The sequence below is a fragment of the Pseudarthrobacter adonitolis genome (assembly GCF_055412845.1).
Genome location: NZ_JBVAYW010000005.1, coordinates 121,325 through 137,009, shown reverse-complemented (window position 1 = coordinate 137,009; position 15,685 = coordinate 121,325). Strand labels below are relative to the sequence as shown.

The following is a 15,685-nucleotide window of genomic DNA, read 5'->3' as shown; positions in this document are numbered from 1 at the left end:
AGCCTCTACAGCTAAACGCTAAGCGTTGATGAGGTCCTTGTCCTTGTCGTCGTCCTTGGCCAGGCGGTTCCAGGCGTCGCCCTGTTCGCGGTCCAGGTGGGTGGTCTTCTTGTTCTTCAGGGCGAAGATGTAGACCACCAGTGAGATGGCAATGGCCACGGTGACGTAGGTGAAGAACAGGTCCACGCGCTCGGCCTTCTGGAACGCGGCACCAAGCAGCGGGACCGTGCCGCCGAAGAGGGAGTTGGCGATCGCGTAACCCAGGCCGACGCCGAGGGCGCGGATGGAGGCGGGGAACAGCTCAGCCTTCACCAAGGCGTTGATGGAGGTGTAGCCGCCAACGATCAGCAGGCCGCCCATCATGAGCAGGAACGCGGTGAACGGGTCCTTAGTGTTGGACAGGGTGGAGAGCAGCGGCCAGGTGAAGAGGACGCCGGTGATGCCGAACCACAGGAGCAGCGGTTTGCGCCCCACCTTGTCCGAGATGATGCCGTAGACGGGCTGGAGGATCATGAAGATGAACAGTGCCCAGAAGTTGATGACCGAGGTGTCGGTCTTGGCGATGCCGGACGTATCGTTCATGAACTTCAGGATGAAGTTGGTGTAGGTGTAGAACGCCACGGTGCCGCCGAGGGTCACACCGATGCAGATCAGCAGGGGCTTCCAGTACTGCGTGAACAGCAGCCGCATGGTGCCCGGCTGGGCTTCGCCGGCCGCGACGGGCCTCTTGGCGGCCTCGACCTGCTCCGCGGAGACGGTTTCCTCCATGGAGCGCCGCAGCCACAAGACCACCAGGGCAGCCACGCCGCCGATGGCGAACGGAATGCGCCAGCCCCACTCGGTCAGGTCGCCCTTGGGCATAACGTTCTGCAGGATGACCAGAACCAGCAGCGCCAGCATCTGGCCGCCGATCAGGGTCACGTACTGGAAGCTGGAGAAGAAGCCGCGGCGCTTGGACGTGGCGGCCTCGGACATGTAGGTGGCGCTGGTGCCGTATTCCCCGCCCACGGAGAAACCCTGGATCAGGCGGATAGCTATCAGCATCACCAACGCCCAGACGCCGACCTGCTGTGTGGTGGGCAGGAGCGCGATGGCGAAGGAACCCGCGGACATCAGCGTCACGCTGAGCGTGAGCGCGGCCTTGCGGCCCTTGCGGTCGGCGTAGCGGCCGAAGAACCAGGCGCCGATGGGACGCATCAGGAACGACGTCGAGAAGACGGCCATCGCCTCCAGACCGGCCTGGAGGTCGTCCGTGGAGTTGAAGAAGTGGGACTGGAAGTAGGCGGCGAAGACGGTGTAGACGTAGAGGTCGTACCACTCCACGAGGTTGCCCGCTGAACCCTTGAGGATATTGCTCACGGCCCGGCGGGTCTGGGCCGCCTCGCTCTGTACTTCGGCCTGCTGGGTGCTCATCGCTGAACCTTCCTGGGCTGCGCCGCTTTCTGGCTTGCTTTCGTGCTGTCCATGGCTACGTTGCCCATGGTTCCTCCTCAACGTTGACGGTCCCCCTCAAACGCCGAGGGCCTCATCCAAGTTATGCGTGATCCAAGGCACATCCAACGTGGGCGGGCATTTCCTAACACTTCCTTAGGTTTCGCCGGGAGAAAGGGTAATCTCCAAAGCGGGCAGGTTGCAGGTGCCCGCTCAGCGAATAAGGGACCAGGCCATGGAGTTGCTCATCGTCGAGGACGACGACGCCATGGCGTCCGCCCTCGCCGCCGCCGTCGCGACCGCGGGGCACAACCCTACCCGGGTTGCCCGCGGAGCCGACGCCCTGCTGGTCCACCGGAAGTTCGAAGTGATCCTGCTGGACCTCGGCCTTCCCGATATGGATGGCCTGGAGGTACTGCGGAAACTGCGCCAAGTCACGCCGGTGCCCATCCTGATTCTCACCGCGCGCGACGACGAACGCAGCGTGGTGCTCGGCCTGCGGTCCGGAGCGGACGACTACCTCGTTAAGCCTGTGAAGCTCGTGGAACTTCTTGCCCGCATCGAAGCAGTCACCCGGCGTGCCGGGCGTCATAGCGGTACGCGACAGCCGAGCGTGGTGCTGGGCGATCTTCACCTCGACCTCGAACGGCGCGTGGCGGCCCTCCGTTCCAAGGTGCTGCCGCTGACGGCCACCGAGTTTGACCTGCTGGCACTGTTGGCCAGCCACGCCGGTTCGGTAGTCACCCGCGAACAGATCCTTGATGCGCTGTGGGGCGACGCTTTCGTGGCCTCTTCCCGGTCCCTGGACGTGCACCTGACGGGGCTGCGGGCAAAACTCCAGTTGCCGGACTTCATCATCAACGTCCGCGGCGTCGGCTACCGGGTCGAGGCGGACCCGGCGTGAAACTGCGCGTCCTGGGCATCCTGAGTGTCCTGGCGGTGCTCATCGTCCTCATCGCCTCCAACGCCCTCCTGACCTCCACCAGCCGGGAACTGACCCAGGAACTCCAGATCAACCGTGCCGCGTCGCTCAACCGCCTGGCACAAGTGGCGTTCGACGCAGCTTCCGCCGGCGAAACCGCACAGTTACAGACGGAGATGAACCGGTATTCCGAACTCTATGGAGAGGGAATCCTGATCCGCCTCCAGCAGGGCACACTGCGCTCCGGCGGCTTGAGCGAGGACAGGCCGGACGTCCGGGATGCGGTAGCCAGGGCGAACCTGAACCTCAGCGACACCACACTCACTCCACTGGAGCCGTTCGGGCCGTCCTCCGAGGTGATCTCCCGCTCCTTCGGCAGCGCGAGCCAGGTCCTGGGCGAAGCAGTCCTCGAGGTCAACCTGGACGCGGCCCGGCAGAAACTGAGGGAGCGATGGCTCGTGGTCGGATTGGCGGCGGCGGCCCTGGCTGCGCTGCTCCTCCTGGGCGCGTCCCGCGTGACCGAGTGGGTCCTCCGGCCCGTGCACCGCCTGAACGCGGCCGTCACCGAACTTGAGGCAATAGGCCGAACCGGTCAGCTTCCCGAAGCCGGGCCGCCGGAACTTCGGCAACTGAGCCGTTCATTCACCACCATGGCGCAGACCGTCAGCCACAGCCTCGACTCCCAACGGCAACTGATAGCGGACACATCGCACGAATTGCGCAATCCCGTGGGCGCCCTGCGGCTCAGGATCGATCTGCTGCAGCTGGAACTGAAGACCGCCCGGGAACACGACGCCGCGGCAGGGGTGCTGGCCGAGCTCGAACGTGTGGAGGAGATCCTGGACGGGGTACTTCGGCTGGCGGCCGCCGAGCACAGGGCCTCCGAGGACTCCGCCCGGGGCCCGCTGGGAACCCCGTCTCCCGCGGCACAGGCTCCCCTTGATCCGTACCCGGTCCTGCAGGAGGAAGCCGAACGGGCTGGGCCGGCCGCCCAGCGCAGCGGAGCATCGATCCTGCTGGAAGATCCGCCGGCACCCGCCGTCCCTATCGCCTGCAACTCCGCGGAACTGGCCCAGATGGTCGGCGAACTTCTGAACAACGCCATCAAGTACGCTCCCGGCGCCCACATCTCGGTTGCCGCCCGCGCGCGCCAAGCCACGGTGGGCATCGAAGTGTCCGACGACGGCCCCGGGCTTTCCGTCGACGAACGGACTGCGGCCACCAGCCGTTTCTGGCGGTCCCCGGCGCACCGGACGATCCGCGGCACCGGCTTAGGCATGACCATCGTGGACAAGCTGGCAGCCGCCAACGGTGGCCGGCTGACGCTTGCGGACGCCTCGCCGCATGGCCTGATCGCGCGCCTCGAGTTTCCACTTGTAGCGGACGTGCCGGGAAGTTTTGCCGCACCGGAGCAGGTGGCTCCGCGTGCCTGACCTGACCGGAGCGCGGGCCCTACCCACGCTTCCCGCGCGGCGTACCGTCCTCAAGACAGGGCTGGCGGCGGGGTTGTCCGGGCTGCTTCTGCCCGCCCTCAGCGCCTGCACGCCCACGGACCGTCCGGGCACCGTCACCGTGGCCGGCGGCGAGCCCGGGGGCTTCTACCTGGAGTTCGCCGAGCTGCTGGCGGCATCCCTCCAGCGTCACGGGGTGGCCGGCCAAGCCACGGCTCTGACTACCGGGGGCAGCCTGGACAACCTCGAACATCTGCTGACTGGGAAAGCCACGTTCGCCGTCGCGCTTGCGGACTCAGCGGCCCAACGCACAGCGGTGGGTGACCCGCCCGCCGTCGGACTTTCCGCCGTCGGAAAGGTGTACGAAAACTACGTCCACTGCGTCATCAGGCAAAACAGCGGGATCCGGGACATCGGCGCGCTTGCCGGCCGGACCGTGGCTGTCGGCGAGCCCGGTTCGGGGACGTCGCTGACCACTCCGCGGCTGATCGAGGCCGCCGGGCTGAGCCCCACTGCTGGCACCGCCGGCGGCGTCACAGTGCTGAGCCTCGGCCTCAACGGGGGCCTCGCGGCCCTGCGGGACAGAACAGTGGACGCGTTGTTCTGGTCAGGCGGCGTGCCTACCGCGGCCATTGCTGCCGCGCACGACGACGTCGGGCTGGGTTTCCTCGATCTGTCCCCGCTGCTGCCGGCGCTGCGGGCCAAGTACGGGGTTTTCTACGACCGCGTGCTGATCCCCGCGGGCGCCTACGAGGGCATTCCGGCCGTGTGGACCGTGGGCGTGGCGAACCTGCTGCTGTGCCGGAGCGATCTTGATGGCCAAACCGTAAAGCGGACCGTCGAACTACTCGTGGGGCACGCCGAGGAACTGATCCCGCGCTCCAGCCTGGGGGTCCAGTTCCTGAGCCCGGAATCCCTGATCAACACCGCCGGTTTGCCCCTGCACTCCGGCGCCGCTGCGGCGTACCGGGAGCTCCACGGGTAGCGAAAAGCCGACGGAGCCGTCACGCACAGCATGCTTTTGGCCCGCCTGGTCCTGGGCACCTGCCTGACTTCCGCAGCTTTCCGGGGATTTCCAGGCCGGACCCGTCCCGGTGGGAACCGAATGCGTGCTCTGCGTGACGCCCGCGCGGCCGCCCGCCTGCCGCCTACCGCTCCGAGTGCGCCGCCAGGAACGAGTAGACCTCGGTCTCGTCCACGCCGGGGAACGCGCCGGGCGGCATCGCGGCCAGCAGGTGCGTGTTGGCGCGCGCCGCCGGCCAGGCGTTTCCGGCCCACTCGGAAGCCAGTGCTGCCGGGGGTCGCTTGCAGCAGTTCGGGTCGGGGCACGTGGACGTTTCGCGCGCCGTGGTTTCCCGGCCGCGGAACCACTTCACATGCTGGTACGGAACCCCGATCGACAGCGAGAACTCGCCGTTGGCCGACCGCTCTGTCCGGGCAGTACACCAATATGTGCCAGACGGAGTGTCGGTGTACTGGCTGTACGCGCTGAACTTGTCCGGCACGTCGAACACTGCCCGCGACGTCCACGCCTTGCACGACGGCTGGCCCTCGATGGCGCCGGTGTGGTCCATCGGGAATGTCACGCCGTCGTTCTCGTAGGCCTTGTAGATGATGCCGCTCTTGTGGGTCTTCTGGAAGTGGGTGGTAATGCCCAGGTGCTTCGTGGCCAGGTTGGTGAAGCGGTGCGCGGCGGTCTCGTAGGAGACGGCAAAGGCGTCACGGATGTCCTCAACCGCGATTTCCTTGGCAGCCTTGGCTTTCTGCAGGAAGTCCACGGTGGCCTGCTCGGGCAGCAGGAGAGCGGCCGCGAAGTAGTTGGTGGCCACCCGCTGGCCGAGGAAGTCGCCGTAGTTTTTCGGCGTCTCGTGCCCCAAAACGTAGTGCCCCAGCGCCTGCAGCAGCACGGAGCGGGGGTCGTGGTCCTGCCGCTGGCTCTGCGTCAGGTAAATTCTGTGGTTCTTCAAATCCGTCACGGAACGGGTGGAATGCGGCAGGTCGCTCACGTGGTGGAGGGCGAATCCGAGCTTCTCGGCGATGTCGGCGATGACGTGCTGGCTCAGAGGTCCCCCCGTGTAACCCACCAGTCCGAGCACCTTCTGCGCCTCGGCCTCATATTCGGGGAAATAGTTGCCGCGCTCGCGCATCATGGCGCGCAGCTCGCCGTTCGCGCGGCGGGCTTCCTCCGGCGTGGCCACCTGTTCGTTAAGCTTGCGTTCGAGCTCGTGCAGGAGCCCCACCTGTGCCTCCAGCACATCGACCGGGAGCCGTGAGCTGATGCGGATTTTGGGCAGGTTGAGGGACTCGTACAGGGGCCCTCGCTGGTAGCGTTCCAGCTCAATTTCCAGGGCCGCGCGGCGGCTTGGCGGTTCGGCGCCAAGTAGCTGGTCGATGCTCACGTTGAGCGCCGCGGCCAGCCCTTGCAGCAGGGAAAGTTTGGGCTCCCGTTTGCCGTTTTCGATCAGGCTCAACTGGCTGGGGGCAGTCCCGACGGCGGCGCTCAGGTCGTCGAGCGTGTACCCGGCCTGCTTGCGCAGATGCCGCACGCGGCGGCCCAGGCTGATGACGTCCAGTTCCGGGGAGGCGGCGGACGACGACGGTAGGGCGACTTCGCGGTTCCAGCTTGCAGACGTCATTTCTTGAGAATACGCGAAGAAGTGCATTTCTTTCCAGAGTTTTCCCCTAGAGAAGTGTTGTGAAGTGCTGAAAAGTAGTGATCACGGAAAGAAACACCGCACCGGGGTAGCCGGCCGGAACTGCAACGAAGCAGCTCCGGCCGGCAGATAACCACCCGGAGCTCAATCGAGGAGACAACGATGACTGCAGCATTTGAGCCCACCCAGCAGACGCCCGAAGAGCAGGCTGCCGCCCTGGAGCTTGAGTGGGCCGCCAATCCCCGCTGGGAAGGTGTGACCCGTGACTATAAGGCAACGGACGTCGTCAAGCTCCGCGGCCGTGTCTCCGAGGAACACACGCTGGCCCGCCGCGGATCCGAGAAGCTGTGGAAGCAGCTCACCGAAGAGCACAAGACCGGCGGGTACACCAACGCCCTGGGCGCCCTGACCGGCAACCAGGCCGTGCAGCAGGTCAAGGCCGGCCTCCGCGCCATCTACCTCTCGGGCTGGCAGGTTGCCGCCGACGCCAACAATTCCGGCCACACCTACCCGGACCAGTCGCTGTACCCGGCCAACTCGGTTCCCACGGTGGTGCGCCGTATCAACAACGCCCTCCTCCGCGCAGACCAGATCGAATTCTCCGAAGGCATCCAGACGGTTGAGGACTGGATGGTGCCGATCGTCGCCGACGCCGAAGCCGGCTTCGGCGGGCCCCTGAACGCCTACGAGCTCATGAAATCCATGATCCAGGCCGGCGCGTCAGGTGTGCACTGGGAAGACCAGCTCGCCTCGGAAAAGAAGTGCGGCCACCTCGGCGGCAAGGTGCTCATCCCCACCCAGCAGCACGTCCGCACCCTGAACGCCGCCCGCCTGGCGGCCGACGTCGCCGGCACCCCCTCGGTGGTCATCGCCCGCACCGACGCCGAGGCCGCCACCCTGATCACCTCCGACGTCGATCCCCGCGACAAGGAATTCGTCACCGGCGAGCGCACCCCGGAAGGCTTCTACAAGGTCCGCAACGGCATCGAACCCTGCATCGCCCGCGCCAAGGCCTATGCCCCGTACTCTGACCTCATCTGGATGGAGACGGGCACCCCGGACCTGGAACTGGCACGCAAGTTCGCCGAAGCCGTCAAGGCTGACTTCCCGGACCAGATGCTCTCCTACAACTGCTCGCCGTCGTTCAACTGGCGCAAGCACCTGGACGACGCCACGATCGCGAAGTTCCAGCGTGAACTCGGCGCCATGGGCTTCACCTTCCAGTTCATCACCCTGGCCGGCTTCCACGCCCTGAACTACTCGATGTTCGACCTCGCCCACGGCTACGCCCGTGAAGGCATGAGCGCCTACGTCGAGCTGCAGGAGAAGGAATTCGCCTCCGAGTCCCGCGGCTACACCGCGACCAAGCACCAGCGCGAAGTCGGCACCGGCTACTTCGACGACATTGCAACTGCGCTCAACCCGAACGCGTCAACCCTGGCACTGGTGGGATCCACCGAAGAAGGCCAGTTCCACTAACACTTACCGTTCGACGGCGGCGCTTGCGTCCGCCGGCGGACCGGACGATCCTCTGCCTGCTATTCCCCATGCCCGCCCCATGACCTCGTAGAACTCGGTCGGGGGCGGGCACAGGGCCCCTTTTACGCAGGCTGCCGGATGCCCGGACCGCCGTCTTGTGCCTGAGTCACCGCAGTGCCGCTACCCGCCGTCGAACTCCCTTTTCGTCTTTAAGGAGACAGAAATGAACACCTTCACTGACAACTTCACCATCAACGGGATCACTTTGACCGCGCAGCCCTTCTGCCGGCAGGACGAGGTTCTTACTCCGGATGCCCTGGAGTTTGTCGCCAAGCTGCACCGTGCCACTGCCGAGCGTCGGCAGGAACTGCTGCAGGCACGCCGGACCCGCCGCGCCGAGATCGCCGGCGGCCAGGACCCGAGGTTCCTCCGCGAGACCGAAGACATCCGCAACGACCCGTCGTGGCGGGTCGCTCCGCCAGCCCCGGGTCTGGAGGACCGCCGGGTGGAGATCACCGGGCCGGTGGACAAGAAGATGACCATCAACGCTCTGAACTCCGGTGCGAAGGTATGGCTCGCTGACATGGAGGACTCCTCCACCCCCACGTGGCGGAACGTCATCAAGGGCCAGCTGAACCTCACCGATGCGCTGGAACGCCGTATCGATTTCACCTCTCCCGAGGGCAAGGAATACAAGCTCCGCCCGGCCGGGGAACTGCCCACCATCGTGGTGCGCCCCCGCGGCTGGCACCTGCCCGAGAAGCACATGATCATCGACGGCGCTCCCGTGGCCGGCGGCATCGTGGACTTCGGGCTGTTCTTTTTCCACAACGCCCGCCGGCTCCTGGCCCAGGGCAAGGGCCCGTACTTCTACCTGCCCAAGATCGAGAACCACCTCGAGGCACGGCTGTGGAATGACATCTTCATCCTCGCCCAGGATCTTTTGGGCATCCCGCAGGGCACCATCCGCGCCACCGTGCTGATCGAGACCATCACCGCGGCGTTCGAAATGGAGGAGATCCTCTACGAACTGCGTGATCACGCCTCAGGCCTGAACGCCGGCCGCTGGGACTACATCTTCTCCCTGATCAAGAACTTCCGTACCCGCGGCCCCCGGTTCGTCCTGCCGGACCGCGCCCAGGTGACCATGACCCAGCCGTTCATGCGCGCCTACACCGAACAGCTGGTCCGTGCCTGCCACAAGCGCGGCGCCATGGCCATCGGCGGTATGGCCGCCGCCGTCCCCAACCGCAAGGACGAGGCCGCCAACACCAACGCGTTCGAGAAGGTCCGTGCCGACAAGACCCGCGAGGCCAACGACGGCTTCGACGGCTCCTGGGTGGCCCACCCGGACCTGGTTCCGGTCTGCCGCGAAGTGTTCGACGCCACCCTCGGCGAGCGTCCCAACCAGCTGGACCGCACCCGCGAAGACGTCGTCCCCGATGACCGTGCCCTCATCAACGTGGCCGCCACGACTGGCACCATCACCGAGCAGGGCATCCGGAACAACATCGAGGTAGGCATCCGCTACATCGAATCCTGGCTCCGCGGGAACGGCGCCGTCGCCATCCACAACCTCATGGAAGACGCCGCCACCGCCGAAATCTCCCGCTCCCAGATCTGGCAGTGGATGTTCGCCAGCGCCCTCACCGACCGCGGCGAAATCATCACCCACCAGTGGATCGAGGAATTGCTCGACGAAGAGTTCGCACGCCTGGAACGCTTCGACGGCGACCGCTTCGAAGACTCCCGCGACATCTTCGAGGAAGTCACCCTCGGCCAGGACTTCCCGTCCTTCCTGACCCTCCCCGCCTACGCCCGCTACCTCACCGAAGCCCGCGAAAAGGCGACCAAAGAAGAGCTCGCCGCAGCCTAGGGCCGCAGCAGGCTAACTGAATAGACTTCCGTCCGCCGGGCAGGCACGCCCTTCGCAACAGGCACCCCCGAGATCCGGGGAGCCGGCCCGGCGACGGAACACCACCAACAGCGCGAACCGGCAGCTAATGACCTGAAAACCCAGGTTTGAGGGTATTAGCTGCCGGTTCGCGCTGTTGTTTGGGGATGGTCTCGGCGCGTGGGGCCTGCGGGTGGCAAGGAAGGGAACGTACGACGACGGGACGCGTCAGCGTCCTTTCGGCACCAGCCGCACGGCCAGGGTTGTGCAGACGAAGAACATCAGCACGGACCCCTGGATCACCAGCAGCGCCGGGGTCCAGGAACCCGACGTGTCGTGCACGAAGCCCACGAGGGGCGGGGCCACCGCCCCAAAGCTGTAACCGAGCCCCTGGACCGTGGCGGACATCCGGCCCGCGGACGCCTGGTCCCGGGCCAGTTTGATGATGGCGATGAAGATCAGCGTGATCCCGCCGCCCTGCGCGATGCCGCCGCTGGTGGACCACAGCCACCACAGCTGCGGCGCCAGCAGCAGCCCGACCGGCACTGCCGTCCACAACAACCCCACGGTGACTGCCGTCGTCGTCGTACTGAAATACTTGGCCGCGAAGGGCACTCCCAGGCCGCCAACAATGGCGAAGATCTGGAACAGCGATGAGCCTGCCCCGGCCGCCGAGGCAGACATGCCAAGCTCGTCGTTGAGATAGCTCGGCAGCCACGCTGTCACGGCGTAATAGGAAAACGCCTGGCCGGCGAAGCCTGCGGTGAGCCCGGCGGTAATCCAGCCGGAACCCTTGACGGCCGGGTGCTCCTGCCCTCCGGCCACCACGGTGCGAGAGGGCACAAACGCGCTGCGGGCGCCCACGGCGAGGGTCCAGAAAACAATGGCAATCACGGCCAGGATGCCCACGGACACCAGGGCCACCCGCCAACCGGCCAGCTCGGCCAAGGGAGCCGTGACCATGGATGTCAGGAATGATCCGATGTTCAGAGCCGCGGTGTACACACCCATGGCGGTTCCTTGGCGCAACGGGGAATAGTCGCGGCGGATAATCAACGGCACCGCGATGTTGCCCACCGTGATGGCCAGGCCGATCATCACCGTACCCACTACCACCGGTCCCGGGCCGCCCGCCGAGCGCACAATCACGCCTGCCAGGACGCCAAGGATGGTGAGGGAGACGGCGAACTCCGCGCCGAGTTTCCTTGTGGTCAGTGACGCCAGCGACGCCGCGAGCGCGAAACACAGCACCGGGATGCTGGTCAGCAGGCCCAACATCACGGGGGTGAATCCGAGGTCGGCCTGCATCAAGTCAACCACCGGGGCAACGGCAACGAACGGCCCACGCAGGTTCAGCGCCAGCAGTCCGATGCACGCGAGCAAGATCCAGCCCTTGGGAACTTTGGCCAGGAACTGTCCGCTCACGAGGATTCCGCGGTGGCTAAAAAGGATTTCATCACTTCCATTGCTATCACGCCGCATTGCGCCGGACGCCGCTGCTGCGTCATGGCGCCCTGGCATACGATGAAGCTCACACCAGCCAGCCCCAACGTGCGGGATACAAAGCCGCACCCCTCGGACGAAGGAATAGACATGCAGCAACGGCTTGCCATCCTCGACGACTACCAGGACGTGGCGCACGGCTTCGCCGACTGGGCCTCCCTGGAGCAGGCCGGCGTCGCAACGTCCGTCTTCCGCGAGCCCTTCCAGTCCGAGGACGCCCTGGCAGCGGCGCTCGCCAATTACCAGATCGTCGTTGCGATGCGGGAGCGGACCCCGTTCCCCCGCACCGTGCTGGAACGGCTCCCGGGGCTGAAGCTGCTGGTGACCACCGGAATGGCCAACGCCGCCATCGATGTGGCCGCAGCAGCGGAACTCGGCATCACCGTGTGCGGCACGCCCGGGTCACCCACCGCCGCGCCGGAGCTGACGTGGGCCTTGCTGCTCGCGATCGCCCGCAACCTCCCGGCCGAGGAGAACTCGCTGCGCGCCGGCACGTGGCAGACCTCGGTGGGGATGGAGCTGTCCGGCAAGACCTTGGGCATCGTGGGCCTGGGCAAGATCGGGCGGCGGATCGCGGCCTACGGGCAGGCGTTCGGCATGGAGGTGCTCGCCTGGAGCCAGAATCTCACCGACGAGGCCGCGGCTGAGGCCGGGATCCAGAAGGTCAGCAAGGAGGACCTTTTCAGGAATTCCGACGTCGTCACCCTCCATCTGCGGTTCTCTCCCCGTTCCGAGGACATCGTGGGTGAGCAGGAACTGCGGCTCCTGGGGCCGGAAGGCATCCTGGTGAACACCTCGCGGGGGCCGCTGGTGAACCAGGATTCCCTGGTGCGGGCTTTGTACGAGGGCTGGATCCGGGGCGCGGCCCTGGACGTTTTTGACCAGGAACCACTTCCCGCGGGCCACCCGCTGCTCAGCGCCCCCAACACTGTCCTGTCCCCGCACCTCGGCTACGTGACAGCGGAGAGCTACCGGCAGTTCTACGGTGGCGCGTTCGAGGACGTCAAGGCCTGGCTGGAGGGAAAGCCGGTCCGCGTGATTACGGCCGCTAGAGGCTAGCCGGCCGCCTGGAGCGTCGCCTCAATGGCTGCAGGCGACAACACGTACTGCGTGACCATCTGGCTCGCACCAAGAATCGCCGCCTGGTCCCCGGCCTTGGAAAGGGCGATCCGCAGGTGGCTGGTTGCCAGCGGCAAGGACCGCCGGTAGACCACTTCGCGGACGCCGGCCATCAGGTGCTCTCCTGCCTGGCCAAGGCTCCCGCCGATGACGATGACGGACGGGTTGAGCAGGTTGACGACGGTGGCCAGCACGTCGCCGACATCCCGGCCGGCCTGGCGCAGGGCGTGGATGGCCTGCGGATTGCCCTCGCCGACCAGCCGCAACACCTCGCTGCCTTTGCGTGCCGGCACACCCTGCCGCTCCAATTCAGCGGCAAGCGCCGGTCCGGACGCGAGCGCCTCCAGGCATCCGTAGTTTCCGCACCGGCACAGAACGTTATCGCCGCGCGGCACGCGTACGTGGCCCAGATCGCCCGCCGTTCCGTTGGCACCGCGCTGCAGTTCGCCGTTGCTGATGATCCCGGATCCGATGCCGGTGGCCACCTTGATGAACAGGAAATTCCCGTGGTCCGGCCAGTGCGCTGACCGCTCCCCCAGCGCCATGATGTTTACGTCGTTGTCCACCAGCACCGGAACAGCCAGCGAGCGCTGGACGTAAGGGACGACGTCGAACCCGTCCCATCCCGGCATGATGGGCGGCTTGACGGGCTTTCCGGTGGCGTGTTCCACGGGCCCCGGAAGGCCGATCCCGATGCCGGCGAGATCGCGCAGGTCCCGTCCGGCCTGCTTCAGCAGTACCAAGCCCTCCTTGATCACCCGGCCAAGCACCGACTCAGGGCCGGCCGCAACATCCTGGGCCAGCCGCCGCTCCGCCAGAACCCGGCCGCTGAGATCGGTGACGGCAACAATCACGTGAGTGGCGCCGACGTCGACGGCTAGGACGGCGCGTGCCGCCGGGTTGAAGGCAAAGCGCGACGGCGGCCTGCCGCCACTGGAGTTCGCCTCCCCCGCCGGGCCCACGAGTCCTGAATGGATCAGTGCGTCGATCCGCGACGCCACGGTGGAACGGGCGAGCCCCGTACTCATCGCGAGTTCCGCGCGGGTCCGCGCCTGGCCGTCCCGAAGCAGCTGAAAGAGATCGCCGGCGCGCGCCAAGTTGACGCCGTGGTCTGGGACGGCGTGCTCGGTTCCGGGGCTGAGGCTCATGGATCATGAATAACACATTCAACTTCTGCCTGTCACGCGGAATAAAGAATATCGGCACCCGCGCAACTTTTGCTTGACGATCGGCGAAAGTCATCCTAGCTTTAGTGGAAGTGGCATCGCCCTCAGCGCCGCAGCACCGCAGCACCGCAGCACCGCAGCACCCAGTCAACGTGCATTCGTCTGCAATCAGGAGAACCAATGAACTACTCGATCCAGCTCTACACACTTCGGGACCAGATCCAGGAGGATCTGCCCGGCACTATCCGCAAGGTCGCGGAGATCGGCTTCACCCAGGTTGAGCCCTACAACTTCGTGGCGACGGCCAAGGAACTCGGCGCCGCGCTGAAGGAAAACGGCCTCACCGCCCCGTCCGGACACGCCCCCCTCCTCAGCCAGGACCAAGACGAAATCTTCGCGGCAGCCAAAGAACTGGGCATCACCACCGTTATCGACCCCTTCATCCCGGCCGAACGCTGGCAGTCCGCCGAAGCCATCCAGGCCACCGCTGCCAGCCTCAACGCCGCAGCCAGGAAGGGCGCCGGATACGGCATCCGCGTGGGCTATCACAACCACCAGTGGGAGCTGGAGTCCACCGTGGAGGGCCGCACGGCCTTGGAGTATTTCTCTGACTTTTTGGACCCTGAAGTTGTCCTCGAGGTGGATACTTACTGGGTTGCCGTGGGCGGCCAGGATCCGGTGGACATCCTCACGAAGCTGGGCAGCCGCGTGAAGCTGATCCACATCAAGGACGGCCCGCTGAACACGGACACCAAAGCCCAGCAGCCCGCGGGCAAGGGCAACGTCCGGGTTCTGGAGGTCATCGCCGCAGCAAAATCCCTGGAAGTGGGCGTGGTGGAGTTCGACGACTACGCGGGCGACATCTTCGAAGGCATCGCGGAGAGCCTGGCGTTCCTCAACAAGGCTGCCGGTTCCAACAACGCAGCGGAACGGGCCAACGCATGAGCGGCGCAGCAGCGGCCGGTCGGGGCCCGGTGGGCGTAGCCGTCATCGGTGCAGGCAACATCAGCAAGCAGTACCTGGACAACCTCACCGTCTTCCCGGACCTCAAAGTCCACGTGATCGCGGACCTCTTTGAGGGAGCCGCCGAAGCCCGCGCCAAGGAATACGGCATCGCGGAGTGGGGCGGCGTGGACGCGGCGCTGAACCACCCCGACGTCGAGATCATCGTCAACCTCACCATCCCGGCGGCGCACGTGGAAGTGGCCACAGCAGCCGTCAACGCCGGCAAGCACGTCTGGACCGAGAAGCCGTTCTCGCTGGACCGCGAATCCGGGCTAGGCCTGCTCAAAACCGCCGACACCGCCGGAATCCGGTTGGGCTGCGCCCCGGACACCTTCCTGGGCGCCGGGCTGCAGACCGCTTTGCGGCTCATCGAGCGCGGCGACATCGGCACGCCATTGACCGCCATGACCACGTTCCAGACTCCCGGTCCGGAATCCTGGCACCCCAACCCGGCTTTCCTTTTCCAGCACGGCGCGGGCCCGCTCTTCGACATGGGCCCGTACTACCTCACCACCTTGGTCCAGGCGTTCGGCTCCATCCGCAAGGTGGCCGCCGTCGGCTCCAAGGCCAAGGAATTCCGGGTCATTGGTTCAGGGCCCAAGGCCGGCGAGGAGTTCACCGTCGAGGTGCCCACGCATGTGTCCGCCATGGCGCAGTTCGAGAGCGGGGCGTCCTCGCACAGCGTCTTCTCCTTCGAATCCCCCCGCGTGCGGATGGGCTTCGTGGAAATCACTGGTACTGAAGCCACGCTGTCCCTGCCGGACCCCAACTATTTCGACGGCGACATCCGCCTGTGGCGTGCCGGTGACGAGGACTGGACCACCGTCCCTGCCACGGGACCTGCCAACGGCCGTGGCATGGGCGTCCTGGACATGGCGCGCTCCATCCGCGACGGGGTGCCGCACCGCGCCACCGGCGACCTGGCCTACCACGTCCTGGATTCTATGGTCTCAATCACCGAATCCATGGAATCTGGAACTTTCGTGGACGTCGAAAGCTCTGCCCCGGCATCCCCAGCCCTCCCTGAGGACTGGGCGCCGGAAGCCGCTACCCTCTAGGAA

Annotated in this window: 12 protein-coding genes; 8 read left to right on the top strand and 4 right to left on the bottom strand. The window is 66.1% G+C overall.

The window, feature by feature from the left end:
* Positions 1-18 precede the first annotated feature (18 nt).
* Positions 19-1,413 carry an MFS transporter gene (locus tag ACZYZ4_RS07940; RefSeq protein WP_463859708.1) on the bottom strand — a complete coding sequence of 465 codons (1,395 nt, stop codon included), beginning with the start codon at positions 1,411-1,413 and terminating at the stop codon, positions 19-21.
* A gap of 253 nt (positions 1,414-1,666) precedes the next feature.
* On the opposite strand from ACZYZ4_RS07940, the gene ACZYZ4_RS07935 reads away from it, so the two are divergent.
* The 3 genes from ACZYZ4_RS07935 to ACZYZ4_RS07925 are packed head-to-tail and all read left to right on the top strand — an operon-like array spanning position 1,667 to position 4,789.
* Positions 1,667-2,335 (top strand): response regulator transcription factor, encoded by a 669-nt coding sequence (locus tag ACZYZ4_RS07935; protein ID WP_463859706.1) that lies wholly within the window; start codon positions 1,667-1,669, stop codon positions 2,333-2,335.
* Positions 2,332-3,786 carry a sensor histidine kinase gene (locus ACZYZ4_RS07930; RefSeq protein WP_463859704.1) on the top strand — a complete coding sequence of 485 codons (1,455 nt, stop codon included), beginning with the start codon at positions 2,332-2,334 and terminating at the stop codon, positions 3,784-3,786. Before ACZYZ4_RS07935 ends, ACZYZ4_RS07930 begins: the two co-directional genes overlap by 4 nt.
* A gap of 1 nt (position 3,787) precedes the next feature.
* Positions 3,788-4,789, top strand: coding sequence for a TAXI family TRAP transporter solute-binding subunit (locus tag ACZYZ4_RS07925; RefSeq protein ID WP_463859871.1), 1,002 nt, complete (start codon positions 3,788-3,790; stop codon positions 4,787-4,789).
* Positions 4,790-4,952: 163 nt separating this feature from the next.
* Here ACZYZ4_RS07925 and ACZYZ4_RS07920 read toward each other — a convergent pair whose 3' ends face one another.
* The gene (locus ACZYZ4_RS07920; protein ID WP_463859702.1) at positions 4,953-6,467 is read right to left on the bottom strand and encodes a helix-turn-helix domain-containing protein; all 1,515 of its coding nucleotides are present in this window, start codon (positions 6,465-6,467) and stop codon (positions 4,953-4,955) included.
* 153 nt (positions 6,468-6,620) lie between these two features.
* Here ACZYZ4_RS07920 and aceA point away from each other — a divergent pair, with 153 nt between their 5' ends.
* Positions 6,621-7,937 carry an isocitrate lyase gene (aceA, locus tag ACZYZ4_RS07915; protein ID WP_185262477.1) on the top strand — a complete coding sequence of 439 codons (1,317 nt, stop codon included), beginning with the start codon at positions 6,621-6,623 and terminating at the stop codon, positions 7,935-7,937.
* Between the two features lie 223 nt (positions 7,938-8,160).
* Positions 8,161-9,813 (top strand): malate synthase A, encoded by a 1,653-nt coding sequence (gene aceB / locus ACZYZ4_RS07910; protein ID WP_463859700.1) that lies wholly within the window; start codon positions 8,161-8,163, stop codon positions 9,811-9,813.
* A 246-nt stretch (positions 9,814-10,059) separates the two neighbouring features.
* On the opposite strand, the gene ACZYZ4_RS07905 is transcribed toward aceB, so the two are convergent.
* Positions 10,060-11,256, bottom strand: a complete 1,197-nt coding sequence (locus ACZYZ4_RS07905; protein ID WP_463859698.1) for an MFS transporter — start codon at positions 11,254-11,256, stop codon at positions 10,060-10,062.
* Positions 11,257-11,424: 168 nt separating this feature from the next.
* Between ACZYZ4_RS07905 and ACZYZ4_RS07900 the strand changes: the two genes are divergently transcribed.
* Positions 11,425-12,393 carry a D-2-hydroxyacid dehydrogenase family protein gene (locus tag ACZYZ4_RS07900; protein WP_463859696.1) on the top strand — a complete coding sequence of 323 codons (969 nt, stop codon included), beginning with the start codon at positions 11,425-11,427 and terminating at the stop codon, positions 12,391-12,393.
* Here the strand turns inward: ACZYZ4_RS07900 and ACZYZ4_RS07895 are convergent.
* Positions 12,390-13,601, bottom strand: a complete 1,212-nt coding sequence (locus ACZYZ4_RS07895) for an ROK family protein (RefSeq protein WP_463859694.1) — start codon at positions 13,599-13,601, stop codon at positions 12,390-12,392. The two genes, ACZYZ4_RS07900 and ACZYZ4_RS07895, sit on opposite strands and share 4 nt — an antisense overlap.
* Before the next feature lie 198 nt (positions 13,602-13,799).
* Between ACZYZ4_RS07895 and ACZYZ4_RS07890 the strand changes: the two genes are divergently transcribed.
* Both ACZYZ4_RS07890 and ACZYZ4_RS07885 read left to right on the top strand, forming a co-directional pair.
* Positions 13,800-14,564 (top strand): sugar phosphate isomerase/epimerase family protein, encoded by a 765-nt coding sequence (locus ACZYZ4_RS07890; protein ID WP_463859692.1) that lies wholly within the window; start codon positions 13,800-13,802, stop codon positions 14,562-14,564.
* The gene (locus tag ACZYZ4_RS07885; RefSeq protein ID WP_463859690.1) at positions 14,561-15,682 is read left to right on the top strand and encodes a Gfo/Idh/MocA family protein; all 1,122 of its coding nucleotides are present in this window, start codon (positions 14,561-14,563) and stop codon (positions 15,680-15,682) included. Before ACZYZ4_RS07890 ends, ACZYZ4_RS07885 begins: the two co-directional genes overlap by 4 nt.
* Positions 15,683-15,685: the final 3 nt, after the last annotated feature.